At 73.9% G+C, this 18,461-nt stretch carries 21 protein-coding genes; 9 read left to right on the top strand and 12 right to left on the bottom strand.

The window, feature by feature from the left end; genetic code table 11:
- Positions 1–52 precede the first annotated feature (52 nt).
- From NUM_RS30210 to NUM_RS30200, 3 genes are all read left to right on the top strand, one after another.
- Complete coding sequence (locus NUM_RS30210; protein WP_207128322.1) at positions 53–685, top strand: GNAT family N-acetyltransferase; 633 nt, start codon at positions 53–55, stop codon at positions 683–685.
- A gap of 138 nt (positions 686–823) precedes the next feature.
- A complete protein-coding gene (locus tag NUM_RS30205) occupies positions 824–1,018 on the top strand; it encodes a hypothetical protein (RefSeq protein WP_207128321.1) in 195 nt (64 codons plus the stop codon).
- A 190-nt stretch (positions 1,019–1,208) separates the two neighbouring features.
- Complete coding sequence (locus tag NUM_RS30200) at positions 1,209–1,808, top strand: hypothetical protein (protein WP_207128320.1); 600 nt, start codon at positions 1,209–1,211, stop codon at positions 1,806–1,808.
- A 64-nt stretch (positions 1,809–1,872) separates the two neighbouring features.
- Here NUM_RS30200 and NUM_RS30195 read toward each other — a convergent pair whose 3' ends face one another.
- Positions 1,873–2,364, bottom strand: coding sequence for an inorganic diphosphatase (locus NUM_RS30195; protein ID WP_207128319.1), 492 nt, complete (start codon positions 2,362–2,364; stop codon positions 1,873–1,875).
- A gap of 198 nt (positions 2,365–2,562) precedes the next feature.
- Positions 2,563–3,129 carry a DJ-1/PfpI family protein gene (locus NUM_RS30190; RefSeq protein WP_207128318.1) on the bottom strand — a complete coding sequence of 189 codons (567 nt, stop codon included), beginning with the start codon at positions 3,127–3,129 and terminating at the stop codon, positions 2,563–2,565.
- Between the two features lie 238 nt (positions 3,130–3,367).
- Between NUM_RS30190 and NUM_RS30185 the strand changes: the two genes are divergently transcribed.
- Complete coding sequence (locus tag NUM_RS30185; RefSeq protein WP_207128317.1) at positions 3,368–4,276, top strand: PfkB family carbohydrate kinase; 909 nt, start codon at positions 3,368–3,370, stop codon at positions 4,274–4,276.
- Between the two features lie 123 nt (positions 4,277–4,399).
- Here the strand turns inward: NUM_RS30185 and NUM_RS30180 are convergent, their stop codons facing one another.
- Positions 4,400–5,056: an SDR family oxidoreductase gene (locus NUM_RS30180; protein ID WP_207128316.1), complete on the bottom strand. Its 657-nt coding sequence runs from the start codon at positions 5,054–5,056 to the stop codon at positions 4,400–4,402.
- A gap of 90 nt (positions 5,057–5,146) precedes the next feature.
- Here NUM_RS30180 and NUM_RS30175 point away from each other — a divergent pair, with 90 nt between their 5' ends.
- A complete protein-coding gene (locus NUM_RS30175; protein ID WP_225918944.1) occupies positions 5,147–5,524 on the top strand; it encodes a winged helix-turn-helix transcriptional regulator in 378 nt (125 codons plus the stop codon).
- 76 nt (positions 5,525–5,600) lie between these two features.
- On the opposite strand, the gene NUM_RS30170 is transcribed toward NUM_RS30175, so the two are convergent.
- The 4 genes from NUM_RS30170 to NUM_RS30155 all read right to left on the bottom strand — a co-directional run bounded on the left by NUM_RS30170 (position 5,601) and on the right by NUM_RS30155 (position 9,969).
- Positions 5,601–6,992: an NAD(P)(+) transhydrogenase (Re/Si-specific) subunit beta gene (locus NUM_RS30170; RefSeq protein WP_207128315.1), complete on the bottom strand. Its 1,392-nt coding sequence runs from the start codon at positions 6,990–6,992 to the stop codon at positions 5,601–5,603.
- Between the two features lie 73 nt (positions 6,993–7,065).
- A complete protein-coding gene (locus NUM_RS30165) occupies positions 7,066–7,449 on the bottom strand; it encodes an NAD(P) transhydrogenase subunit alpha part 2 (protein ID WP_207128314.1) in 384 nt (127 codons plus the stop codon).
- Between the two features lie 150 nt (positions 7,450–7,599).
- On the bottom strand, positions 7,600–8,712 hold the full coding sequence (locus NUM_RS30160) for a Re/Si-specific NAD(P)(+) transhydrogenase subunit alpha (RefSeq protein ID WP_207128313.1): 1,113 nt from the start codon (positions 8,710–8,712) through the stop codon (positions 7,600–7,602).
- A 324-nt stretch (positions 8,713–9,036) separates the two neighbouring features.
- Positions 9,037–9,969, bottom strand: coding sequence for a LysR family transcriptional regulator (locus NUM_RS30155; RefSeq protein ID WP_207128312.1), 933 nt, complete (start codon positions 9,967–9,969; stop codon positions 9,037–9,039).
- A 125-nt stretch (positions 9,970–10,094) separates the two neighbouring features.
- Here NUM_RS30155 and NUM_RS30150 point away from each other — a divergent pair, with 125 nt between their 5' ends.
- Both NUM_RS30150 and NUM_RS30145 read left to right on the top strand, forming a co-directional pair.
- Complete coding sequence (locus NUM_RS30150; protein WP_207128311.1) at positions 10,095–10,874, top strand: alpha/beta fold hydrolase; 780 nt, start codon at positions 10,095–10,097, stop codon at positions 10,872–10,874.
- Positions 10,875–10,899: 25 nt separating this feature from the next.
- Positions 10,900–11,724, top strand: coding sequence for an alpha/beta fold hydrolase (locus tag NUM_RS30145; RefSeq protein ID WP_207128310.1), 825 nt, complete (start codon positions 10,900–10,902; stop codon positions 11,722–11,724).
- Between the two features lie 65 nt (positions 11,725–11,789).
- Here the strand turns inward: NUM_RS30145 and NUM_RS30140 are convergent, their stop codons facing one another.
- Together NUM_RS30140 and NUM_RS30135 are read right to left on the bottom strand one after the other, a co-directional pair.
- Positions 11,790–12,221 (bottom strand): SRPBCC family protein, encoded by a 432-nt coding sequence (locus NUM_RS30140; protein WP_207128309.1) that lies wholly within the window; start codon positions 12,219–12,221, stop codon positions 11,790–11,792.
- A gap of 14 nt (positions 12,222–12,235) precedes the next feature.
- Positions 12,236–12,592 (bottom strand): VOC family protein, encoded by a 357-nt coding sequence (locus tag NUM_RS30135; RefSeq protein ID WP_207128308.1) that lies wholly within the window; start codon positions 12,590–12,592, stop codon positions 12,236–12,238.
- 139 nt (positions 12,593–12,731) lie between these two features.
- Here NUM_RS30135 and NUM_RS30130 point away from each other — a divergent pair, with 139 nt between their 5' ends.
- Complete coding sequence (locus NUM_RS30130) at positions 12,732–13,556, top strand: helix-turn-helix domain-containing protein (RefSeq protein WP_207128307.1); 825 nt, start codon at positions 12,732–12,734, stop codon at positions 13,554–13,556.
- Between the two features lie 75 nt (positions 13,557–13,631).
- Here the strand turns inward: NUM_RS30130 and NUM_RS30125 are convergent, their stop codons facing one another.
- Positions 13,632–14,909, bottom strand: a complete 1,278-nt coding sequence (locus tag NUM_RS30125) for an MFS transporter (RefSeq protein ID WP_207128306.1) — start codon at positions 14,907–14,909, stop codon at positions 13,632–13,634.
- A gap of 91 nt (positions 14,910–15,000) precedes the next feature.
- The gene (locus NUM_RS30120; protein WP_207128305.1) at positions 15,001–15,882 is read right to left on the bottom strand and encodes a helix-turn-helix transcriptional regulator; all 882 of its coding nucleotides are present in this window, start codon (positions 15,880–15,882) and stop codon (positions 15,001–15,003) included.
- A gap of 102 nt (positions 15,883–15,984) precedes the next feature.
- On the opposite strand from NUM_RS30120, the gene NUM_RS30115 reads away from it, so the two are divergent.
- Positions 15,985–17,421, top strand: coding sequence for an MFS transporter (locus tag NUM_RS30115; RefSeq protein ID WP_207128304.1), 1,437 nt, complete (start codon positions 15,985–15,987; stop codon positions 17,419–17,421).
- A gap of 78 nt (positions 17,422–17,499) precedes the next feature.
- Here NUM_RS30115 and NUM_RS30110 read toward each other — a convergent pair whose 3' ends face one another.
- On the bottom strand, positions 17,500–18,309 hold the full coding sequence (locus NUM_RS30110) for a hypothetical protein (protein ID WP_207128303.1): 810 nt from the start codon (positions 18,307–18,309) through the stop codon (positions 17,500–17,502).
- Between the last annotated feature and the right edge of the window lie 152 nt (positions 18,310–18,461).

The following is an 18,461-nucleotide window of genomic DNA, read 5'->3' as shown; positions in this document are numbered from 1 at the left end:
GCACGCGGGACTCCACCACCCCGTACGGCTGCGATCCGGGTTACCGTGCCGCATGACCAGCAGGACGACGGAGCCGGCGATCGACCCGGCGGCGGTGACGGTCGTACCGGCGAACGAGGCGAGCCGGGCCGACCTGCGCGCGGTGTTCGGCACGGCGGACTACTCCGGCCGGTGCAACTGCCAGCGGTTCAAGGTGCGCGGCTGGCTCTGGACCGAGCTGACCGACGAGCAGCGCCGCGACCGGCTGTACCAGCAGACCCGGTGCGGCGAGCCCGGTGCCGGGCCCACCAGCGGCCTGGTCGGCTACCTGGACGGCGAGCCGGTCGGCTGGGTGGCGGTCCAGCCGCGCACCGCCTATCCGAAGCTCCACACCAGCCGCATCGTGTGGCGCGGCCGGGACGAGGACAAGCGGGACGACACGGTCTGGGCGGTCACCTGTTTCGTGGTACGCAAGGGATTCCGCAAACGAGGCCTGACCTACCCGCTGGCCGCGGCGACCGTCGGGTACGCCCGGGGCCAGGGCGCCCGCGCGGTCGAGGGGTACCCGATGCGCACCGAACCGGGCAAGGAGATCACCTGGGGCGAGCTGCACGTGGGCAGCGTGCAGGTGTTCGCCGAAGCGGGCTTCCGCGAGGTGAGCACGCCCAGCCTGCGCCGGGTCGTGATGCGCGTCGACTTCCCCTGACGGACGAGCGTCAAACCGGAAAGTGGTATGGAGCACGGCGAAACTGCCCCGGGTAGGGGTGACAACGCGCTGCGTTTGATGCCTACTGGGGATGAGCGTGGATTGCTCGACCCCAGGAGCCCGACCCAAGGAGCGGGGATGGCCAACACGATCCGCGACCTGGCCCACGAGGTGCGCACCAGCACCGACGGGGTGATGTCACTGGTCAATTCGCTCACCACGACCACCACCGAGCAGCCGACCCCGACGACCTCGTCGGCGGCCGGGCCGCCCGCGGACCGGAGCATCCGCGCCCTGTGGGCGCGCCGGTTCTGGCGCCCGACCCGCCGCTGACCCGCGCCGCGGTCCCGACAGCGTTACTCCCACCGCCACGCCGGCCGCACTGCCCGCCGGAACGCCCGGTACCCACGCCGGACGTCCCCTTGCGGGCAGGGACCCGCCGACCGGCCGGCGTGGCCCGCCCGCCGGTGCCACAATTCGCTTGTGGCACCGGCGTTGGCGTCCGTGCCACCGGGGAGGAGCGATGCGCAGTACCCACCGGTGGCGCGACGACGACCCGGGCGACGACGACGAGCCGATGCCGCTGATCGAGCTGACCGACGACGTCGACGACGAGGGCACCGTCGACCAGCTCACCGAGGACGAGGCGGAGCCACCGTCTCGCCGGCGGTCGCTGTCGCTGCCCCGGCGGTACCTGGTGGGCGGGGCGGTCGTTCTGCTCGCGATCGGGTTCGCCGGCGGCATGGTGGCGCAGCGCGCGAGCGCACCACCGGCGGAGGACACCGCGACCACCGCCAGCACGACCCAGATCCCGGTCCGCCAGCCGGAGTTCGCGGTGCCCTCGCCGGACGCCGCGACCTGCCGGTACGTGGACGGCTACGGCGCGGTCGGCATCACGACGGTGTGCACCGGCACGCTCTACTCGATCCATCCGATCAAGCACGGCTGGCAGCTGACGCTCACCATGGACAACGGCGCGACGATCGGGATCGAGGCGGACGACGGTACCGCCGTCGACGGCTTCCCGTCGCTCGGTGCGATCACCGTCGGTACGACGCTGGTGGTCAGCGGGCGAGCCGACCGGGACGGCACCCTGCACGCCACCGCGATCACGTTCGCCTAGGGCTCCCGCGCGCATCGGCTGCGGCGGCCCGCTGCGGGCCCGCCGCCTCCCGGCCGGGTGGCGGTCAGAGGTGCTCGCCGGCGGCGCGTTCCCAGGCGGCGTTGACCTCGGCCTCGGCGTGCAGCCGGCCCTGCCAGCCGCGGATCTCGGTGTCCTTGCCGGGCTCCAGCGCCTTGTACACGTCGAAGAAGTGGCTGATCTCGTCCCGCAGGTGGCGCGGCAGGTCACCGATGTCCCGGATGTGGTCGAACCGGTCGTCGCCCGCCGGTACGCACATCACCTTCGCGTCCGGGCCGTGCTCGTCGCGCATCCAGAACACCGCGACCGGCCGTACCGCGATGACGCAGCCGGGGAAGGTCGGCTCGTCCAGCAACAGCACCATCGCGTCGAGCGGATCGTCGTCCTCGCCGAGCGAGTCCGGGACGAAGCCGTAGTCGGCCGGGTACCGCGTCGCGGTGAACAGCGTGCGGTCGAGCCGGATGCGCCCGGTCCTGTGGTCCATCTCGTACTTGTTCCGCGAGCCCGCGGGGATCTCCACCACCATGTCGAATTCCATCCGCCGACCTCCTCGCGCACCATCATCACCCGGCGCGGGCGGTTCGGCGGGGAAACGGCGGTCGGACGGACCGGGGAGGGCAGCCAGTTGTCCCGCCACCGTGGCTCGATGGCGGGACAGGTGCTGGTAGTCCGTGCGCCGGCGGCGCACGCATGACAGGATGCCCGGTCACCGCGGCGCCGCCGCAACCGGGGCGGGTCACGTACTGGCGGGTGCCTTCTTGCGCAGCAGCGTCATGAACTCGCCGAACCAGGACGGGTGGTCCGGCCAGGCCCGCGCCGACACCATCTGCCCGTCCACCACCGCCGAGGCGTCCACGAACTCGGCACCGGCGGCCTCGACGTCCGGCTTCAGCGCCGGGTAGGCGGCGGTGCGGCGGCCCTCCAGTACCCCGGACGCGGCCAGGCCCTGCGCGGCGTGGCACAGGTGCGCCACCGGCAGGTCGGCCTCGAAGAAGTGCCGGACGATGCGCTGGAAGTCCGGGTCGTTCCGGATGTACTCGGGTGCGCGGCCGCCCGGCACCACCATCGCGACGTAGTCGTTCGGGTCGACGTCCGCGAACGCCACGTTCGCCGGCCAGGTGTAGCCGGGCTTCTCGGTGTACGTGTCGAAGCCGTCCACGAAGTCGTGCACGACGAACTGCAGCTTCTTCACCGCCGGCGCGGCGATGTCGACCTCGTACCCCTCCTCCTGGAGCCGCTGGTACGGGTACATCACCTCCAACGACTCGGCCGCGTCGCCGGTCAGGATGATCACCTTGGGCATCGTTGGCCTCCCTTCCCACCCCACTATCGAGCGCTGCCCCCGATCCTGCCGCCGGAACCCCCGGATCGGTAGGGCCCCCGGCCGGGACGGAAGCGACGCCGCGGGCGGATCGGCCGGGTCGGCGCCGGCGGCGGCCGGTGCCCGGATCGGGCCGGTGCGGTGCCCGTTTGCAGGGCGGGGGCGATCCGACCCGCGGCGCGGCGGTCGCCGCACCGGGCGGCGGATACGATCGGCAACCGTGTTCACGGTGATCGGCGAGGCGCTGGTGGATGTGGTGTGGCGGCCCGGGGCCGCCGCACCGGTCGAGCTCGTCGGCGGTTCGCCGGCGAACGTGGCGCTCGGGCTGGCCCGGCTCGGCGACCCGGCCGGCCTGATCACCCAGTACGGGCCGGACGAGCGCGGCGCCCGGATCGCGGCCCGGCTCGGCGCCGCCGGCGTCGCGTTGGACCGCAGCGACGCGGGCGCTTCCCGTACCGCCACGGCGACGGCGCGGCTGGGCGCGGACGGCGCCGCGGCGTACGAGTTCGACCTGAGCTGGGCGCCGAAGGACCTGACGCCCTACCCCGGCTCGGTGGCGGTGCACGCCGGCTCGCTCGCCACGCTCGCCCCGGGTGACGAGGTACTGGCGGACATGCTGGCCGGGGTGCGCGGCACGACCGTCGTGTCGTACGACCCGAACGTGCGGCCGACGCTGCACGGCCCGGTCGAGCACGCCCGCGACCAGGTGGCCCGGTTCGTGGCGCTGGCGCACCTGGTCAAGGCGTCCGCCGACGACCTGGCCTGGCTGTACCCGGGCGAGCCGGTCGAGACGGTCGCGGCGCGCTGGCTCGCCGCCGGCCCCGACCTGGTCGTCGTGACGCTCGGTGCCGACGGCGGGTTCCTCGCCACCACCGGGTACCAGCTGCGGTGCGCGGCGCCGCCGGTCGACGTGGTGGACACCGTCGGCGCCGGCGACGCGTGCATGTCCGCGCTGCTGGACGGGCTGTACCGGGCCGGTGCGCTGACCCTCGACGCGCTGCCGTCGCTGCCCGCGGACACCGCCCGGCAGGTACTGCACCGGGCCCTGACCGCGGCCGCGATCACCTGCGGCCGGCCCGGAGCCGACCCACCCACCGCCGCCGAGCTCGCCGCCCGCCTCTCGCCCTGACGCGGCGGCGGGTCGGGCTCCCCGGCCGGGTACGGCGGATCGTCGGGTGCCGCGGCCGTGCGGATCAGGGCCGGCCGCACGGTGGTGCTGGCCAGCTCCCGATTCTGCCGCGGCCGGGCGGGGTCAGGGCCGGCCACCGTCGAGGTGGATGGTCTCGCCGGTGAGGAACTCGGCCCGGAGCAGCCACAGCACCGCGTCGGTCACGTCGGTGACGGTGCCGGTGCGGCCCACCAGGGTCTGCTGCGCGGCGGTCGCGAGGAAGTCCGGCTTGCCGTCGCCCTTGCCGTCCCAGGCGCCGGAGTCGATGATCCCCGGCGACAGCGCGTTGACCCGTACCGGCGCGAGTTCGACGGCGAGGTGCCGGGCGGCGAACGCGGCGGCGCCGTTGGTCACGCCCGTCACGATCTTGCCGCGGGCCGGCCGCCAGCCGACCTGGCCGGAGAACAGCAGCAGCGAGCGTCGGATCGTGAAGTGCTTCGCGAGCAGCAGCGGGCCGATCACCTTGGCGGTGAAGGCATCGACGGTACGGTCCCGGTCGAGCTCGCCGATCGGTCCCGCGTGCGGCGAGTTCGCCGTGTTGACCACATGGTCGACCGGGCCGAGCTCCGCGGCCGCGGCGGCGATGGTCGTCTCGTCGTGCAGGTCGATGTGCAGCCCGCCGGGCCGGTGGGACGCGACGTGCACCCGCGCGCCCTCGGCGATCGCCGCCGCCGCGATGGCCGCACCGAGGTGCCGCCCGCCCAGTACGAGCACTGTCTGACCGGTCAGTCCGTTGCCCATGGTTCCGCTCCGCTCCGTCGACTGTCACTGCCGGCGTATGCTATGGAAAAGTAACCAGGTACTTCAACGTAACCGGAGGCAGCGGTCGCCGTGGGCTACAACGTCATGTCCGTCACCTGCCCGTCCCGGCTGGTGCTGCACCGCATCGGCGCGCGCTGGACGGTGTTCGTGGTCAACGCGCTGGAGGACGGCCCGCTGCGGTTCACCGCCCTGGTGGCGAGGATCCAGGGCGTCACCCCGAAGGTGCTGACCGAAACGCTGCGCTCGATGGAGGAGGACGGCCTGCTCACCCGCGTCGACTACGGCGAGCAGCCGCCACACGTCGAGTACGGGCTCACCGACCTCGGCCGGTCCCTGCTGGTCCCGCTGCGCGCCGTCCGCGAGTGGGCGGAGAGCCACGTCCCCGAGATCCTCGAAGCGCGCGAGCGGGCCGGCGCGGACCCGCAGCCGACCCGCCAGCGGGCGTGACGGCGGGCCGGAGCGCACCCCCGCACCCCGGCGGCGCCGACCGGGGTCGCGCTCGCTCCCGGCCCCCCGCTGACGGTCAGCCGACCAGGCTGCGTACCGAGGTGGTCAGCTCGGCGAGCGCCGACCTGGCGTCGGCGAACAGCATGCCGGTCGCCGGCGCGGTGTAGAGCTCGTTGTCGATCCCGGCGTACCCGTGGCCCATCGAACGCTTGATCACGATGACGCTGCGGGCCGCGTCCACGTTGAGGATCGGCATGCCGGACACCGGATTGCCGGGCCGGCGGGCGGCCGGGTTGGTCACGTCGTTCGCGCCGACCACCAGCGCCACGTCGGTCACCGCGAACTCGTCGTTGACCTCGTCCATCTCCTTGAGCATCGGGTACGGCACGTTCGCTTCGGCGAGCAGCACGTTCATGTGGCCGGGCATCCGGCCCGCCACGGGGTGGATCGCGTAGCAGACGTCGACGCCGCGCTCGATCAGCAGCTCGGCCAGCGCACTCAGCTCGTGCTGCGCCTGCGCCGCGGCCAGCCCGTAGCCGGGCACCACGATCACCTTGCGCGCGTACGCCAGCTGGATCGCGGCGTCCTCGGCGGTCACCGACCGTACCGAGGCGTCGGCCGAGCCGACCGCGGCCGGCCCGGCGTCACCGGTGCCGAAGCCGCCGACCAGCACCGCGACCACCGACCGGTTCATCGCGTCGGCCATCAGCTTGGTCAGGATCGTGCCGGACGCGCCGACCAGCGCACCGGCGATGATCAACGCCACCGAGTTCAGCACGAACCCGGCCATCGCCACCGCGGTACCGGTGAACGCGTTCAGCAGCGAGATCACCACCGGCATGTCGGCACCGCCGATCGGCAGCACCATCGCCACCCCGAACGCCGCCGCGGCCACGATCACCACGACCAGCACCGGCACGTTCGGCGTGATCAGCAGCCAGACGGCGCCGGCGACGACGATCGCGACCAGCGCGACGCTGACCGCCCGGCGACCCGGGAACAGCACCGGGTTGCCGGTCACCCAGCCCTGCAGCTTGCCGGCCGCGATCAGCGAACCGGTGAACGTGACGCCGCCGATCACCACGTCCAGCAGCGCGCTGACCGTGGTCTGCGCACCGACCGCGGGGGCGAGCCGGACGTACTCGGTGACCGCGACCAGCGCCGCCGCGCCGCCGCCGACCGCGTTGAACAGGCTGACCAGCTGCGGCATCCCGGTCATCGGTACCCGCCGGGCCAGCAGCGCGCCGCCGGCCGCACCGACCGCCACCCCGGCCAGCAGCACCACCGGGCCGGTCAGCGTCTCGGTGTTTCCGGCGAGCCGTACCGCGGTGATCGCCAGCGCCAGCACCATCCCGGCCGCGGACAGCAGGTTGCCGCGGCGCGCGGTGGCCGGCGAGTTCATCAGGCGCAGGCCGAGCACGAACGCCACCGCCGCGGCCAGGTAGCCGAGCTGCTCCACCGCGCTCATCGCCGTTCCTCCTTCGCCCGAACGACGACGAGACACGACGCGCAGTACCGCCGAATCACTCGCGCACGCCTGCTCATCGCGCCACCTCCGAGCCGGTCGCGCCGCGCGGCGCCGGTACCTTCCCGCCGGCTGTCTGCGGTGTCGAGCCGCCGCGCGCCGCTTGGCCGCGGCGGCCGTCCCGGGTGCGGAACATCTCCAGCATCCGGTCGGTGACCAGGTACCCGCCGACCACGTTCGCGGTGGCGAAGGCCGCGGCGACCGCCACCAGCGCGTACTCCAGTGGGGTGCGGGCTGAACCGGCGACGATCACCACGCCGAGCAGGATGATGCCGTGGATCGAGTTGGCGCCGGACATCAGCGGCGTGTGCAGGGTGGCCGGCACCTTGCTGATCACCTCGAACCCGACCAGCACCGCCAGCACGAACATCGTCACGTCGGTGACCAGACCGCCACTCATGCCCGCCCTCCGCTTCGCCGGGCCTGAGGCACGAACGCGCAGTGCCCACGATTCGCTCGCTCCCGCTCGCTCATGCCCGGCCTCCGCTTCGCTCCGGCCGGGCCTGATGCACGAACGCGCAGTGCCCACGATTCGCTCGCTGCCGCTCGCTCATGGGTTGGTCCTCTCGCCGGCGTGGGTGATCACGATGCCGGCCTGGATCTCGTCGTCGAGGTCGACGTGCACGGCGCCGTCGAAGACCAGTACGGCCAGCACCGCGCTGACGTTCCGGGCGTACGCGGTGGACGCCGCCGGCGCCATGTCCGACGCGAGGTTGCCGGCGCCGATCACCGTGACGCCGTTGTCGGTGCGGATCGTGCTGTCCGGCACCGACACCGCGACGTTCCCGCCGTACGGGCCGGCGGCCAGGTCGACGATGACCGAGCCGGGCCGCATCGCCTTCACCGCCTCGGCGGTGACCAGCAGCGGCGGAGCCGCACCCGGCACCTGCGCGGTCGTGATCACCACGTCCTGCCGGGCGATCTGCGCGGCCAGCCGCTCCTGCTGCACCCGCTGCTCGTCGTCGGACAGCGCCCGGGCGTACCCGCCGGTGCCCGCGGCCGGGCCGACGTCGTCGAGGGTGACGAACGTACCGCCGACCGACTCGACCTGCTCGCGCGTCTCCGGGCGCACGTCGTACGCCCGGACCTGGGCGCCGAGCCGGCGGGCGGTGCCGATGGCCTGCAGCCCGGCCACGCCGGCGCCGAGCACCAGCACCTCGGCCGGCCGTACCGTGCCGGCGGCGGTGACGAGCATCGGGAAGAACCGCGGGTACGCCGCGGCGGCGACCAGCACCGCGCGGTACCCGGCGACGTTCGCCTGGGAGGTCAGCGCGTCGGCGGCCTGCGCCCGGCTCAGCGTGCGCGGCAGCCGGTCCAGGCTGACCAGCGTGACGCCGGCGGCGGCCAGCCGGTCGACCAGCTCCGGGCAGGTCGCCGGGCGGTACAGCCCGATCAGCGTCTGTCCACTGTGGACTCTGTCGGGCAGGTCGTCGGGCGGTGGGCCGACGGACAGCAGCACGTCGGCCGTGCCGTACACCGTGTCGGGCTCGACCACCTGGGCGCCGGCCTGCGTGTAGTCCGCGTCGGCGAACAGCGCCGCCTCGCCCGCACCGCTGGCCACCAGCACCTCGGCGGGCAGCCGCGCCAGCCGGGACACCACCTCCGGCACCATGGCCACCCGGCGCTCGCCGGCCGCCGTCTCCCGCACCACGCCGATGCGCACCCGCGCCTCCCGATCCGGGCCGCGGGCGCGTTGACGCGGCGGGGCCCTCGGTACCGCTCCGGGGCTGCCCGGGCAGGCTCGACGGGTCGCGTCGCCGCCGGCTCGGACAACCTCCTGCCGTCTTTGCGTGACGCTTGTCACGCTAGCGCGTCGCGGGTGGTCCGCGCCATGCCGGAACTTCTCGATCCGGCGTTTCGGTGCGAAGGATCAGCCGTTCGAAGCGTCCCGAGGACGTGCGCGCTGCGCCGACCGAACACGAAGCCGCCACACCGAGCCGGTCGAGCCGGACCGTCGACCGTCGGGTCGGAGGGTCGAGCCGGGCCGTCACTCGGGGTCGGTCGAGTCCGGCGGTGCAGCCCGGCCGGCCCCGGGTTCGTCCACTGTGGACATGCAGGCCTCGATGAGGGCGCGCAGTTCCGCGCGCGGCGGGTCCGGCCGTACCGCGAGGTAGGTCGGCATCGCGGGGGCCGGCGCGGCGAGCGGCCGGAACACCACGCCGGGTGGGGCGATCTGGCCGGCCTGCGCCGCGTAGTACACCGTCCAGGAGGGCGCACCGAAGCCGATCGCGGCCAGGGTGTCCTGGTCGGTGGTGAACTCGGGTCCGAGCGTCGGGCTGAATCCGGCTCGCCGGCAGCAGTCCAGGACCAGGTCGTACAGCGGGGGATTGCGCTGCCGGTTGGCCAGCCGCAGCGGCAGGTCGGCCAGCGCCGCCAGCTCGATCCGGGACCGGACCGCGAGGTCGTGCCGGGCCGGCAGCGCCACCACCAGCGGATCGTGCCAGACCGCGAGCAGTTCCAGCCCGGCGTCCCGCTGCTCGCCGCGGACCAGGGTGGCGTCCAGCTCGCCGGAACGCACCCGGCGCAGCCGGTCCGCGACCGGTGCGGTGACGAGGTCGAGCGTCGCCTCCGGGGCCAGCTCGCGGAACCGGGCCAGCAGCGCCTCCAGCCGCGAGCCGAGCCCGGTGCTGGTACCCAGCCGCACCGTACCGTCGCGCCGGGTGCGCAGGTCGTCGATCGCCGCCCGGGCCGCGTCCACGTCGGCGAGCACCCGCTCGGCGTACGGCAGCAGCCGGTGCCCGGCCTCGGTGAGCCGGACGGTCCGGGTACTGCGGTCGAACAGGTCGACGCCCAGCTCGCGTTCCAGCCGGCGCAGTTGCTGGCTGACCGCCGACTGGACGATGTTCAGCCGCTCCGCGGCGCGGCCGAAGTGCAGTTCATCGGCCAGCGTCAGGAAGTAGCGCAGCTGCCGCAGCTCCACGATCACCCCGTTCGATCAGTTTTCGTGATCAGTGTAGTCGCAGGTCACGCGTTGATCGCCGGCGTCGTCGGCGGTTGGCTGGCTTCACCGAACGGGGTGAGCTCATCGAAGGAGGAGGAGCCGAGATGCCGTACCTGACCGTCGAAGACACCACGCTCTACTACGAGGACGCCGGTGCCGGCGCGCCGATCCTGTTCCTGCACGGCTGGGGTACCAGCGGCCGGGTGTGGGGCGCGCAGGTCCCCGAGTTCGCTGCCGACCACCGGGTGGTCGTACCCGACTGGCGCGGCTGCGGCCGGTCCGACCGGCCCGCCACCGGCAACGACATCGACGGCGTGGTCGGCGACCTGATCGGACTGATCGGCGCCCTGGGCCTGACCCGGCCGGTCGTCGTCGGCTCCTCGATGGGCGGCGCGTTCGCCACCGAACTGGCGCTGCGCCGCCCCGACCTGGTCGGCGGCGTCGTCTCGGTCGACAGCCCCGGGTACTGGCCCGCGCAGGGCATGGACCTGCCCGCGATCATGTCCGCGATCCGGGGCGACCGCGCCGGTTTCGTCGCGTCCTGGGTCGCCCACTGGTACGCGCCGGGCACGTCCCGGGCGCTGATCGACTGGACGGTGCGGCAGATCCTCGACTCCGGCACCTTCGCCGACGCCCAGTTCGCCCAGTTCGCCACGTACGACCCGCGGCCGGTGCTGCCCGACCTGCAGGTACGGATCCACTACCTGCACGGCGAGCTGGACACCGAGACGCCGGTCGCGGTGGCCGAGGCCTGCGCCGCCCGTACCCCCGGGGCCACCGTCACGGTGATCCCCGGCGCCGGCCACCTGCCGCACCAGGAACGCCCGGCCGAGTTCAACGCGGCGCTGCGCGTCGTGCTGGACCGGATGCTCGCCACCGTCTGAACGTCACCGGGAACGGAGAACCGCGATGCCCCACGCCCCGACCATGATCGGCGGCCGGCCCGCCAGCGTCGGCTACGACATCACCGGTACCGGGCCGGGCCTGGTCCTGGTGCACGGTACCGGCGCCGACCGGCGCCAGTGGCAGCCGCTGATCGACCACCTCGCCGGCCGGTTCACCATCGTGGCGCCGGACTACGCCGGGTCCGGCGCCACCACCGACCACGGTGGTCCGGTCGGCCTCGCCGACCTGGCCGACGAGGTCCTGGCCGCGGCCGACCACGCCGGGCTGGTCGACTTCCACCTGGTCGGCCACTCGCTCGGTGCGGCGGTGGCCACCCGGCTCGCCGCGACCCACCCGGACCGGGTCCGGTCGCTCGCCCTGCACGCCGGCTGGGTGCGCACCACCACCCGGATGGCGATCGAACTGCGGTACTGGCTGACCCTGTTGCGGCTCGACGCCGCGCACGGCAGCACGCTGTTCTGCGAGCTGCTGCTGCTCACCGCGCTCGGCCCGGGGTTCTGGCGGTCGGTGACGCCGGAGCAGTACGCGCTGGTACTCGCCGAGTTCGCGGCCGGCCTCGCGCCGGGCACCGACCGGCAGACCGAGGTGGACCTGACCGTCGACCTCACCGCCGAGCTGTCCGCGATCACCGCGCCGACCCTGGTGCTGGCCAGCGCGCACGACCAGATCATCCCGCCGGAGCAGCAGCAGGCGCTGCTCGCCGGGATCGCGCACGCCCGGTACGCGGAGATCGACGCCGGGCACGGCGCGCCGGCCGAGGATCCGGCGGGTTTCGTCGCGAAGCTCGCCGGCTTCCTGCTGGACCAGCCTGCCGTCCCGGCCTCCTGACCGGCGACGGGTAGCGGCCGGCGGGTTCGACGCGACCGTGTCGAACCCGCTGACCCACGCCGCGGTCAGCTCGACCCGTGCGCCTGCCCCACGGTACCGGCGGCGGACAGCGCGGCCTGGATCACTGCCGAGCCGCGCTCGACGAACTCGGCGATCGGGCCGGCGAGCTCGGCCGGGATGACGTCGGTGTGCCAGACGAACCGGGTCGTTCCGTCCGCCTCGGGGACCGCCTGCATCCAGGCATGGTGGTGCGACGGATGCAGGCTGCCGCCGACGACGGTGTACGCGACCCGGCGGCTCGCCGCGTCGAGATCGACGAGCCGCTCGTACACGATGGTTCCGTCGGCGAACGTGACGGTGCGGGTGTCGTCGTGCAGCTGCGTGTCGATCACGAAGCCCGGCGCGAGGCGGCGGTGCACCGCGCCGTAGTCGGCGAGGACGTCCCAGACGGCCTCGGGACGGGCGTCGACGACGAACTCCTGATGGATGGCGGCCATTCGGTACTCCCTGGTCAGGCGGTGGCGAGGCAGAACGGGTGGCCCTCGGGGTCGGTGAGTACCGTCCACTGGTCGCCGCCGGGCTGGAAGTCCGGCTTCGTGGCGCCGAGGGCGAGCAGTTCGGTGACCGCGGCGGCCACGTCGGCGACCGCGAAGTCCAGATGCGCGTGCTTGCCGGCGTCCGGCCAGCCGGGCCCCTGGTAGCCGTCGACCCGCTGGAACGCGAGCTGCACCGGCCCCTCGCCCAGGTAGGCCGAATCGGCGTCGCTGTCGGTGATCCGCCATCCGGTCGCGTTCCGGTAGAACTCGGCCAACCCCTTCGGGTCGGCGCAGTCGAGGATGATCGCGGTGGGCGTTGCCTGGACTGACATGGGTTGCTCCCTCGGGTGATCTCGTGCGTGTCCTCGGAACTGGCCGAGGACACGCCCCAGCATCCGGTCGACGTCCCGGCGGCGTCTTGAACATCCTTGCGGCGCGCCGCCGTCGTACCCCCGGCGTACGGTTCGGCGCGTGCTGGCCACCGTGACCCTCGCTGCCCGGGCCGAGTTCGCCGTGACCGCGGTGACCTGCCGGGACGAGCAGGTGCGCTGGACACCGCCGGCGGCCCGGGGCGACCACCGGCTGGTGCTGGTGCGCCGCGGCCGGTTCCGCCGGGCGGCCGACGGCACCGCCGCCGATCTCGACCGCACCGTCGGCTATCTGGGCGCGCCGCACGAGGAGGAGCGGTTCGCGCACCCGGCCGGCGGTGATGCGTGCACCTCGGTGACGTTCGCCGCCGGGCTGTGGGACGGCCGGGTCGCCGGCCGTTCGGTGTACGTCGACGCCCGGGTCGAGCTGGCGCACCGGCGGCTGCTGGTCGCGGCGCGCGGCGGCGATGTCGACTACGCGCTGGTCGAGGAGCTGCTGGGCCTCGTCGCGGTCGCGGCGGGGCATCCGGCGCCGCGGCCGGGGGTGCGGGACGAGGCGCTGGTGGCGGCGGCCCGGGCGGCGGTCCTGGACGACGCGCCGGAGGCGGCGCGGCTGTGCTCGCTGGCCGCCCTGCTGCGGGTCTCGCCGTACCGTCTGAGCCGGGGGTTCTCGGCCCGGATGGGCGTGTCGCTGACCCGCTACCGGAACCGGGTGCGGGTCGGTCGGGCGCTGGAGCGGCTCGGCGCGGGCGAGTGCGACCTGGCCGGCCTCGCCGCCCGGCTCGGCTTCGCCGACCAGGCGCACCTGACCCGGACGGTCCGGGCGCAGCTGGGGCACACGCCGACCGCGCTGCGCCGGCTGCTGACCCCGCCGGCCGGAGCAGCCGAACCGGGGGAGGCCCACACCGCGCCCGGCCGGCCGGGCTGAGCGGGATCGGGCCCGGCCGGCAGGGCTGAGCGGGATCGGGCCCGGTGCGCGGCCGACGGGAGCCGGCGGGTCGGATCAGGCGCGGTGCGCGGCCGGCGCCTCGACCGCGTCCGGGAGCCGGGCCGGCGGCGCCGCGCGCCGGGTGCGGTAGAGGATGCCGCCGACGGCCGCCGCGGCGAGCGCGGCCACGCCGCCACCGACGACCAGGCCGACGCGCGCGCCGTAGGTCTCGGTGATCCAGCCGATCAGCGGGCCGCCGATCGGGGTGCCGCCGGTGAACACCAGCATGTACACGCCCATCACCCGGCCGCGCATCTCCGGTGCCGCGGCCAGCTGCACGGTGGTGTTGGCGGCGTTGTTGAACGTCATCCCCACCAGCCCGATCACCAGCAGCAGCGGCGCGAAGACGGCGAACCACGGGGCCAGCGCGGCGACGATCTCCAGCGCGCCGAACCCGACCGCGGCGAGCACCAGCAGCCGCAGCCGGGTGGTGGTGCGGCGGGCCGCGAGCAGCGCGCCGACCAGCGAGCCGAGCGCCATCAGCGTGTTGAACAGCCCGTACGTGCCGGCGCCGTGATGGAACACGTTCTTCGCGAAGGCGGACAGCACGATCGCCCAGTTGTACCCGAACGTGCCGACGAACCCGACCAGCACGATCGGCCAGATCAGCTCCTTGCGGCCGGCGATGTAGCGCAACCCCTCCCGCAGCTGCCCCTTGGCGCGGGCGATGCGCGGCGCCGGGAACAGCTCGTGCGGTCGCATCAGGACCAGCCCGGTGAGTACGCCGCCGAAGCTGAGCGCGTTGAGCCCGAACGCCCAGCCGGCGCCGACCGCGTTGATCAGGATGCCGGCGACCGCGGGGCCGATCAGCCGGGCCGACTGGAAGATCGCCGAGTTGAGCGACACCGCGTTGCGCAGGTCCTTCTCGCCGACCATCTCGGTGACGAACGACTGCCGGGTCGGGTTGTCCACCACGGTGGCGAACCCGAGCAGCAGCGCGATCAGGTACACGTACCAGACGCGGACGGTGCCGGTGAGGGTGAGCACCGCGAGCGCCGCGGCGAGCAATCCCATCACCGACTGGGTGAAGATCAGCGTGCGGCGCTTGGGATAGCGGTCGGCGAGCACGCCGCCCCACAGCCCGAACAGCAACATCGGCAGGAACTGCAGTGCCGTGGTGACGCCGACCGCGGTGGACGAGTTGGTCAGGCTCAGCACCAGCCAGTCCTGCGCGATGCGCTGCATCCAGGTACCGGTGTTGGAGACGATCTGGCCGGTCGCGAAGAGCCGGTAGTTGCGGACGCGCAGCGAACGGAACGTGCCACCGGCCCACGTGCCGAACCCTGCAACCACTCCTGCCGCACCCACCTTCCACGCCAGCCTCCATTCTGGCGCAGAAGTCATTTACTTAGCTAACAAAATCAGTCTTGCTGTGGGCCAGCTCTCAGGTTCGCGGGACCGCGGCGTCGACCGCGGACTCGTACAGCCGCTCCAGCCGGACCGCGGTCTCCGGGTCGGCGGGGGTGTAGGTGGTCAGCAGCGTCTCGCTGCGCGGGCCGAACCAGAGGTGCGTGTACCGCAGCCGGATCAGGCCGACGTCGGTGGCCAGGAACTCCTTGGTCAGGTTCTCCGGCTCCCGCACGTCGTGCCGGGTCCACAGCTCGGCGAACTCCGGGGACTCCCGCTGCAGCGTGCGCAGCAGCTCCTTCCACGCCGGTTCGCCGACGTGCCGGGACATCGCCGCGCGGAACTGCGCCACCAGCATCGGTGCCTTCGTCTCCCAGTCGACGCTGCGTTCCCGCAGCCCCGGATCGGTGAACAGCAGCAGCGTGGTGTTCCGCCGCTCCACCGGCACCGCGGACAGCCCGCCCAGCATCCGGTCGTAGGTCCGGTTGTAGGCCAGGATGTCGCTGCGGGCGTTCTTCACGCACGCCGGGAACGGCTCCAGCTGGGTGAGCATCAGCTGGATCTCCGGCGGCACCGCGGCGCAGTCCTTCGTCACCTCCGGCGCCGGCACGTTCGCCAGCCGGAACAGGTGCGACCGCTCGTGCGGATCCAGCCGCAGCGTCCGGGCGACCGCCTCCAGCACCTGCCGCGACGGCTGGATGTCACGTCCCTGCTCCAGCCACGTGTACCAGGTGACCCCGACGCCGGCGAGCTGCGCGACCTCCTCCCGGCGCAGCCCGGGGGTGCGGCGGCGCCGGCCGGGCGGCAACCCCACCTGGGCCGGGACCAGACGTTCCCGCCGGGTACGCAGGAAATCGGACAGCTCGCGCCGGCGCACCGCGGCCGTGCTCCGGGTGTCCGTGCCCACCAGCTCTGCCATGCTCCCCACTGTGCCGCGCCCACCAGCCCGTTACCAGGTAGTGCCGATACCCGGATAAACACACTCTGGTACCAGGTTGGGCGCCGGCGGAGCGTGGTGGTCATGACCAACACCCTCGCCACCCGGCCCACCCGGCAGCGGCGCGCGACACCCGGCGGGCTGACCGCCGCCGGTCTGACCACCCTGCTGATCGGCGCCGCGCTGGCCCCGATCGACTTCATGGTCGTCAACGTGGCACTGCCCACCATCGACCGGGACCTGCACGCCTCCACCGCCACCCTGGAGATGATCGTCGCCGGCTACGGCATCAGCTACGCGCTGCTGCTGGTGCTCGGCGGCCGGCTCGGCGACGCGTTCGGCCGCCGCCGGCTGTTCCTCACCGGGCTCGCCGCGTTCACCCTGACCTCGCTGGTCTGCGGCCTCGCCCCGAACGTCGCGACGCTGATCGTGGCCCGGATCGCGCAGGGCGCGGCCGGCGCGCTGATGCTGCCGCAGGTGCTCGCCACCATCCAGGCCACCACCACCGGGACCCGCCGGGCCCGGGCGATCGGCCGCTTCGGCGCCACCTCCGGTATCGCCAGCCTGATCGGCCAGGTCGGCGGCGGGCTGCTGCTCGCCGCGAACGTCGCCGACACCGGCTGGCGGCCGATCTTCCTGATCAACGTGCCGATCGGGCTCACCGCACTGCTGCTCGCGGTGCGGACCGTCCCGGCGACCCGGTCCGACCGGCCGACCCGCGCCGACCTCGCCGGTACGGTGCTGCTCGCGGTCACCGTCGCCGCCGTGCTGGTACCGCTGACCGAGGGCGGCGCGCTCGGCTGGCCCGGCTGGCTGCTCGCGCTGTTCGCCGTGGCGCCCGTCGCCGCCGTCGCCTTCTTCCTGACCGAGCGGCGGATCGAACGGTCCGGCCGGCTGCCGCTGCTGCCCCCGTCGCTGCTGCGGTTGACCGGGGTACGCGGCGGGCTGCTCGCCGCGGTCCCGTTCTTCGTCGGCTTCGGCGGCTTCATGTTCGTCTACGCCCTGGCCATGCAGCAGGGACTCGGGCTCGGCCCGCTCGGCGCCGGCCTCGCGATCAGCCCGCTCGCCGTGTCGTTCTTCGCCTTCTCGATGCTCAGCCCGCGGCTGATCGGCCGGTTCGGCCGGCGCGCGTTGCCGCTCGGCGTGGCGGTACAGGGGCTCGGCGTCGCGGCGATGATCCCGGTCGTGCTGTTCGGCTGGTCGGATCGGGCGCCGCTGCTGCTGATCGTGCCGCTGGTGGTCGCCGGCGCCGGGCAGGCGGTGGCCGCGCTGTCCATCTTCCGGATCGTGCTCGCCGAGGTACCCGCCGACCGGGCCGGCGCCGGCAGCGGCATCCTCACCACCACCCAGCAGACCGCCATCGCCCTCGGTACCGCCCTGCTCGGCAGCCTCTACGCCACGGTCGCCGGCTCCGGTGGCGGCGCTGGTGCGGCGCACGGGATGGCCGCCGTACTGGCCGCCCAGCTCGCCGCCTGCGCCCTCATCGCCGCCCTGGGCCGCCGCCTCCCGCAGCCGCGCTGACGCCGCGCCTCCGTCGACGAAGGCCGTGCCTCCGCAGTCGGGTTGGCGGCACAGGGCCACCTCGGGGCGGAGCCGGGGTCAGCCGGAGTTGGCGGGGTGCCAGGCTTCGGCGTCGGTGAAGATCGCGGTGGCGCTCTGGTCGGGGGCGAACACGCCGAGATCGAGCCGGCCGGTGGTGACCTTGTCGTCCGTGTCGTCGGTGACCGGACCGCCGAGCTGCTTGCGGTCCACGTACACGGAGATGCTGTCGTTGACGGCGAGCACGCCGACCTCGATCGGGCCGTCGGACGCCGACGTGCTCAGCGGCCAGCTGTGCAGGGCGGTGCGGTCGGACGGATCGGTGTCCTTGACCCGGTGCAGCGTGATCGAGTCCGAGCAGACCTCGACGAAGTACCCGTGCACGTCGCCGGTGCGCAGCCAGATCCCGGCGCAACCGGCGTCGACCTGCACCGTGGCGTCCAGCGCCACGTTCCGGTAGTGGGTCTGGGCGCCACCGCAGCTGAACATGCCGGTACCGGAGTCGTCGTCCCGGGTGCGGGTGGCGGTCAGCTCGCCGCCGTCGAGGTGGCACGAGCCGGACGTGCCGGTGTTGTCGTGCCAGCCGTTCTGCGCGTCCAGCGAGCGCACCGCCACCTGCCAGCTCGCCGGGACGAACCCGGGCCGCCCGTCGCTCGCCGACGGCGACGACGTGGGTCCGCCACCGCCCCCGCCGCCGTCGGACGCGGTGGCGCGCTGGAAGCCGTACCAGGCGGCGAGCCCGCCGCCGGCCAGCAGCAGCACCAGCACCCCGGCCAGCACCGCCTGGCGGGTCCGGCCGCGCTTGCTCAGGTACGCCCGGCCGGCGCCGCCGTTCGCCGACCGCCCGCTCGATCCCGGCGGCGTCGGCATCCGTCGGGTCGCCGCGGTCTCCGGCGTACCGGCCCGGTCACCGCCGGCAGAACCACGCCGCGGTGCCGAAACCGGGAGTTGCGCCGCCGGCGACTGCGGCGGCACGGATCGCGCGGCCGGCGGCTGCGGGGCCACGGATCGCGCGGCCGGCG

Source organism: Actinocatenispora comari, assembly GCF_017312725.1.
Taxonomy (GTDB): domain Bacteria; phylum Actinomycetota; class Actinomycetes; order Mycobacteriales; family Micromonosporaceae; genus Actinocatenispora; species Actinocatenispora comari.
This window is presented reverse-complemented; position numbering and strand designations above follow the sequence as displayed.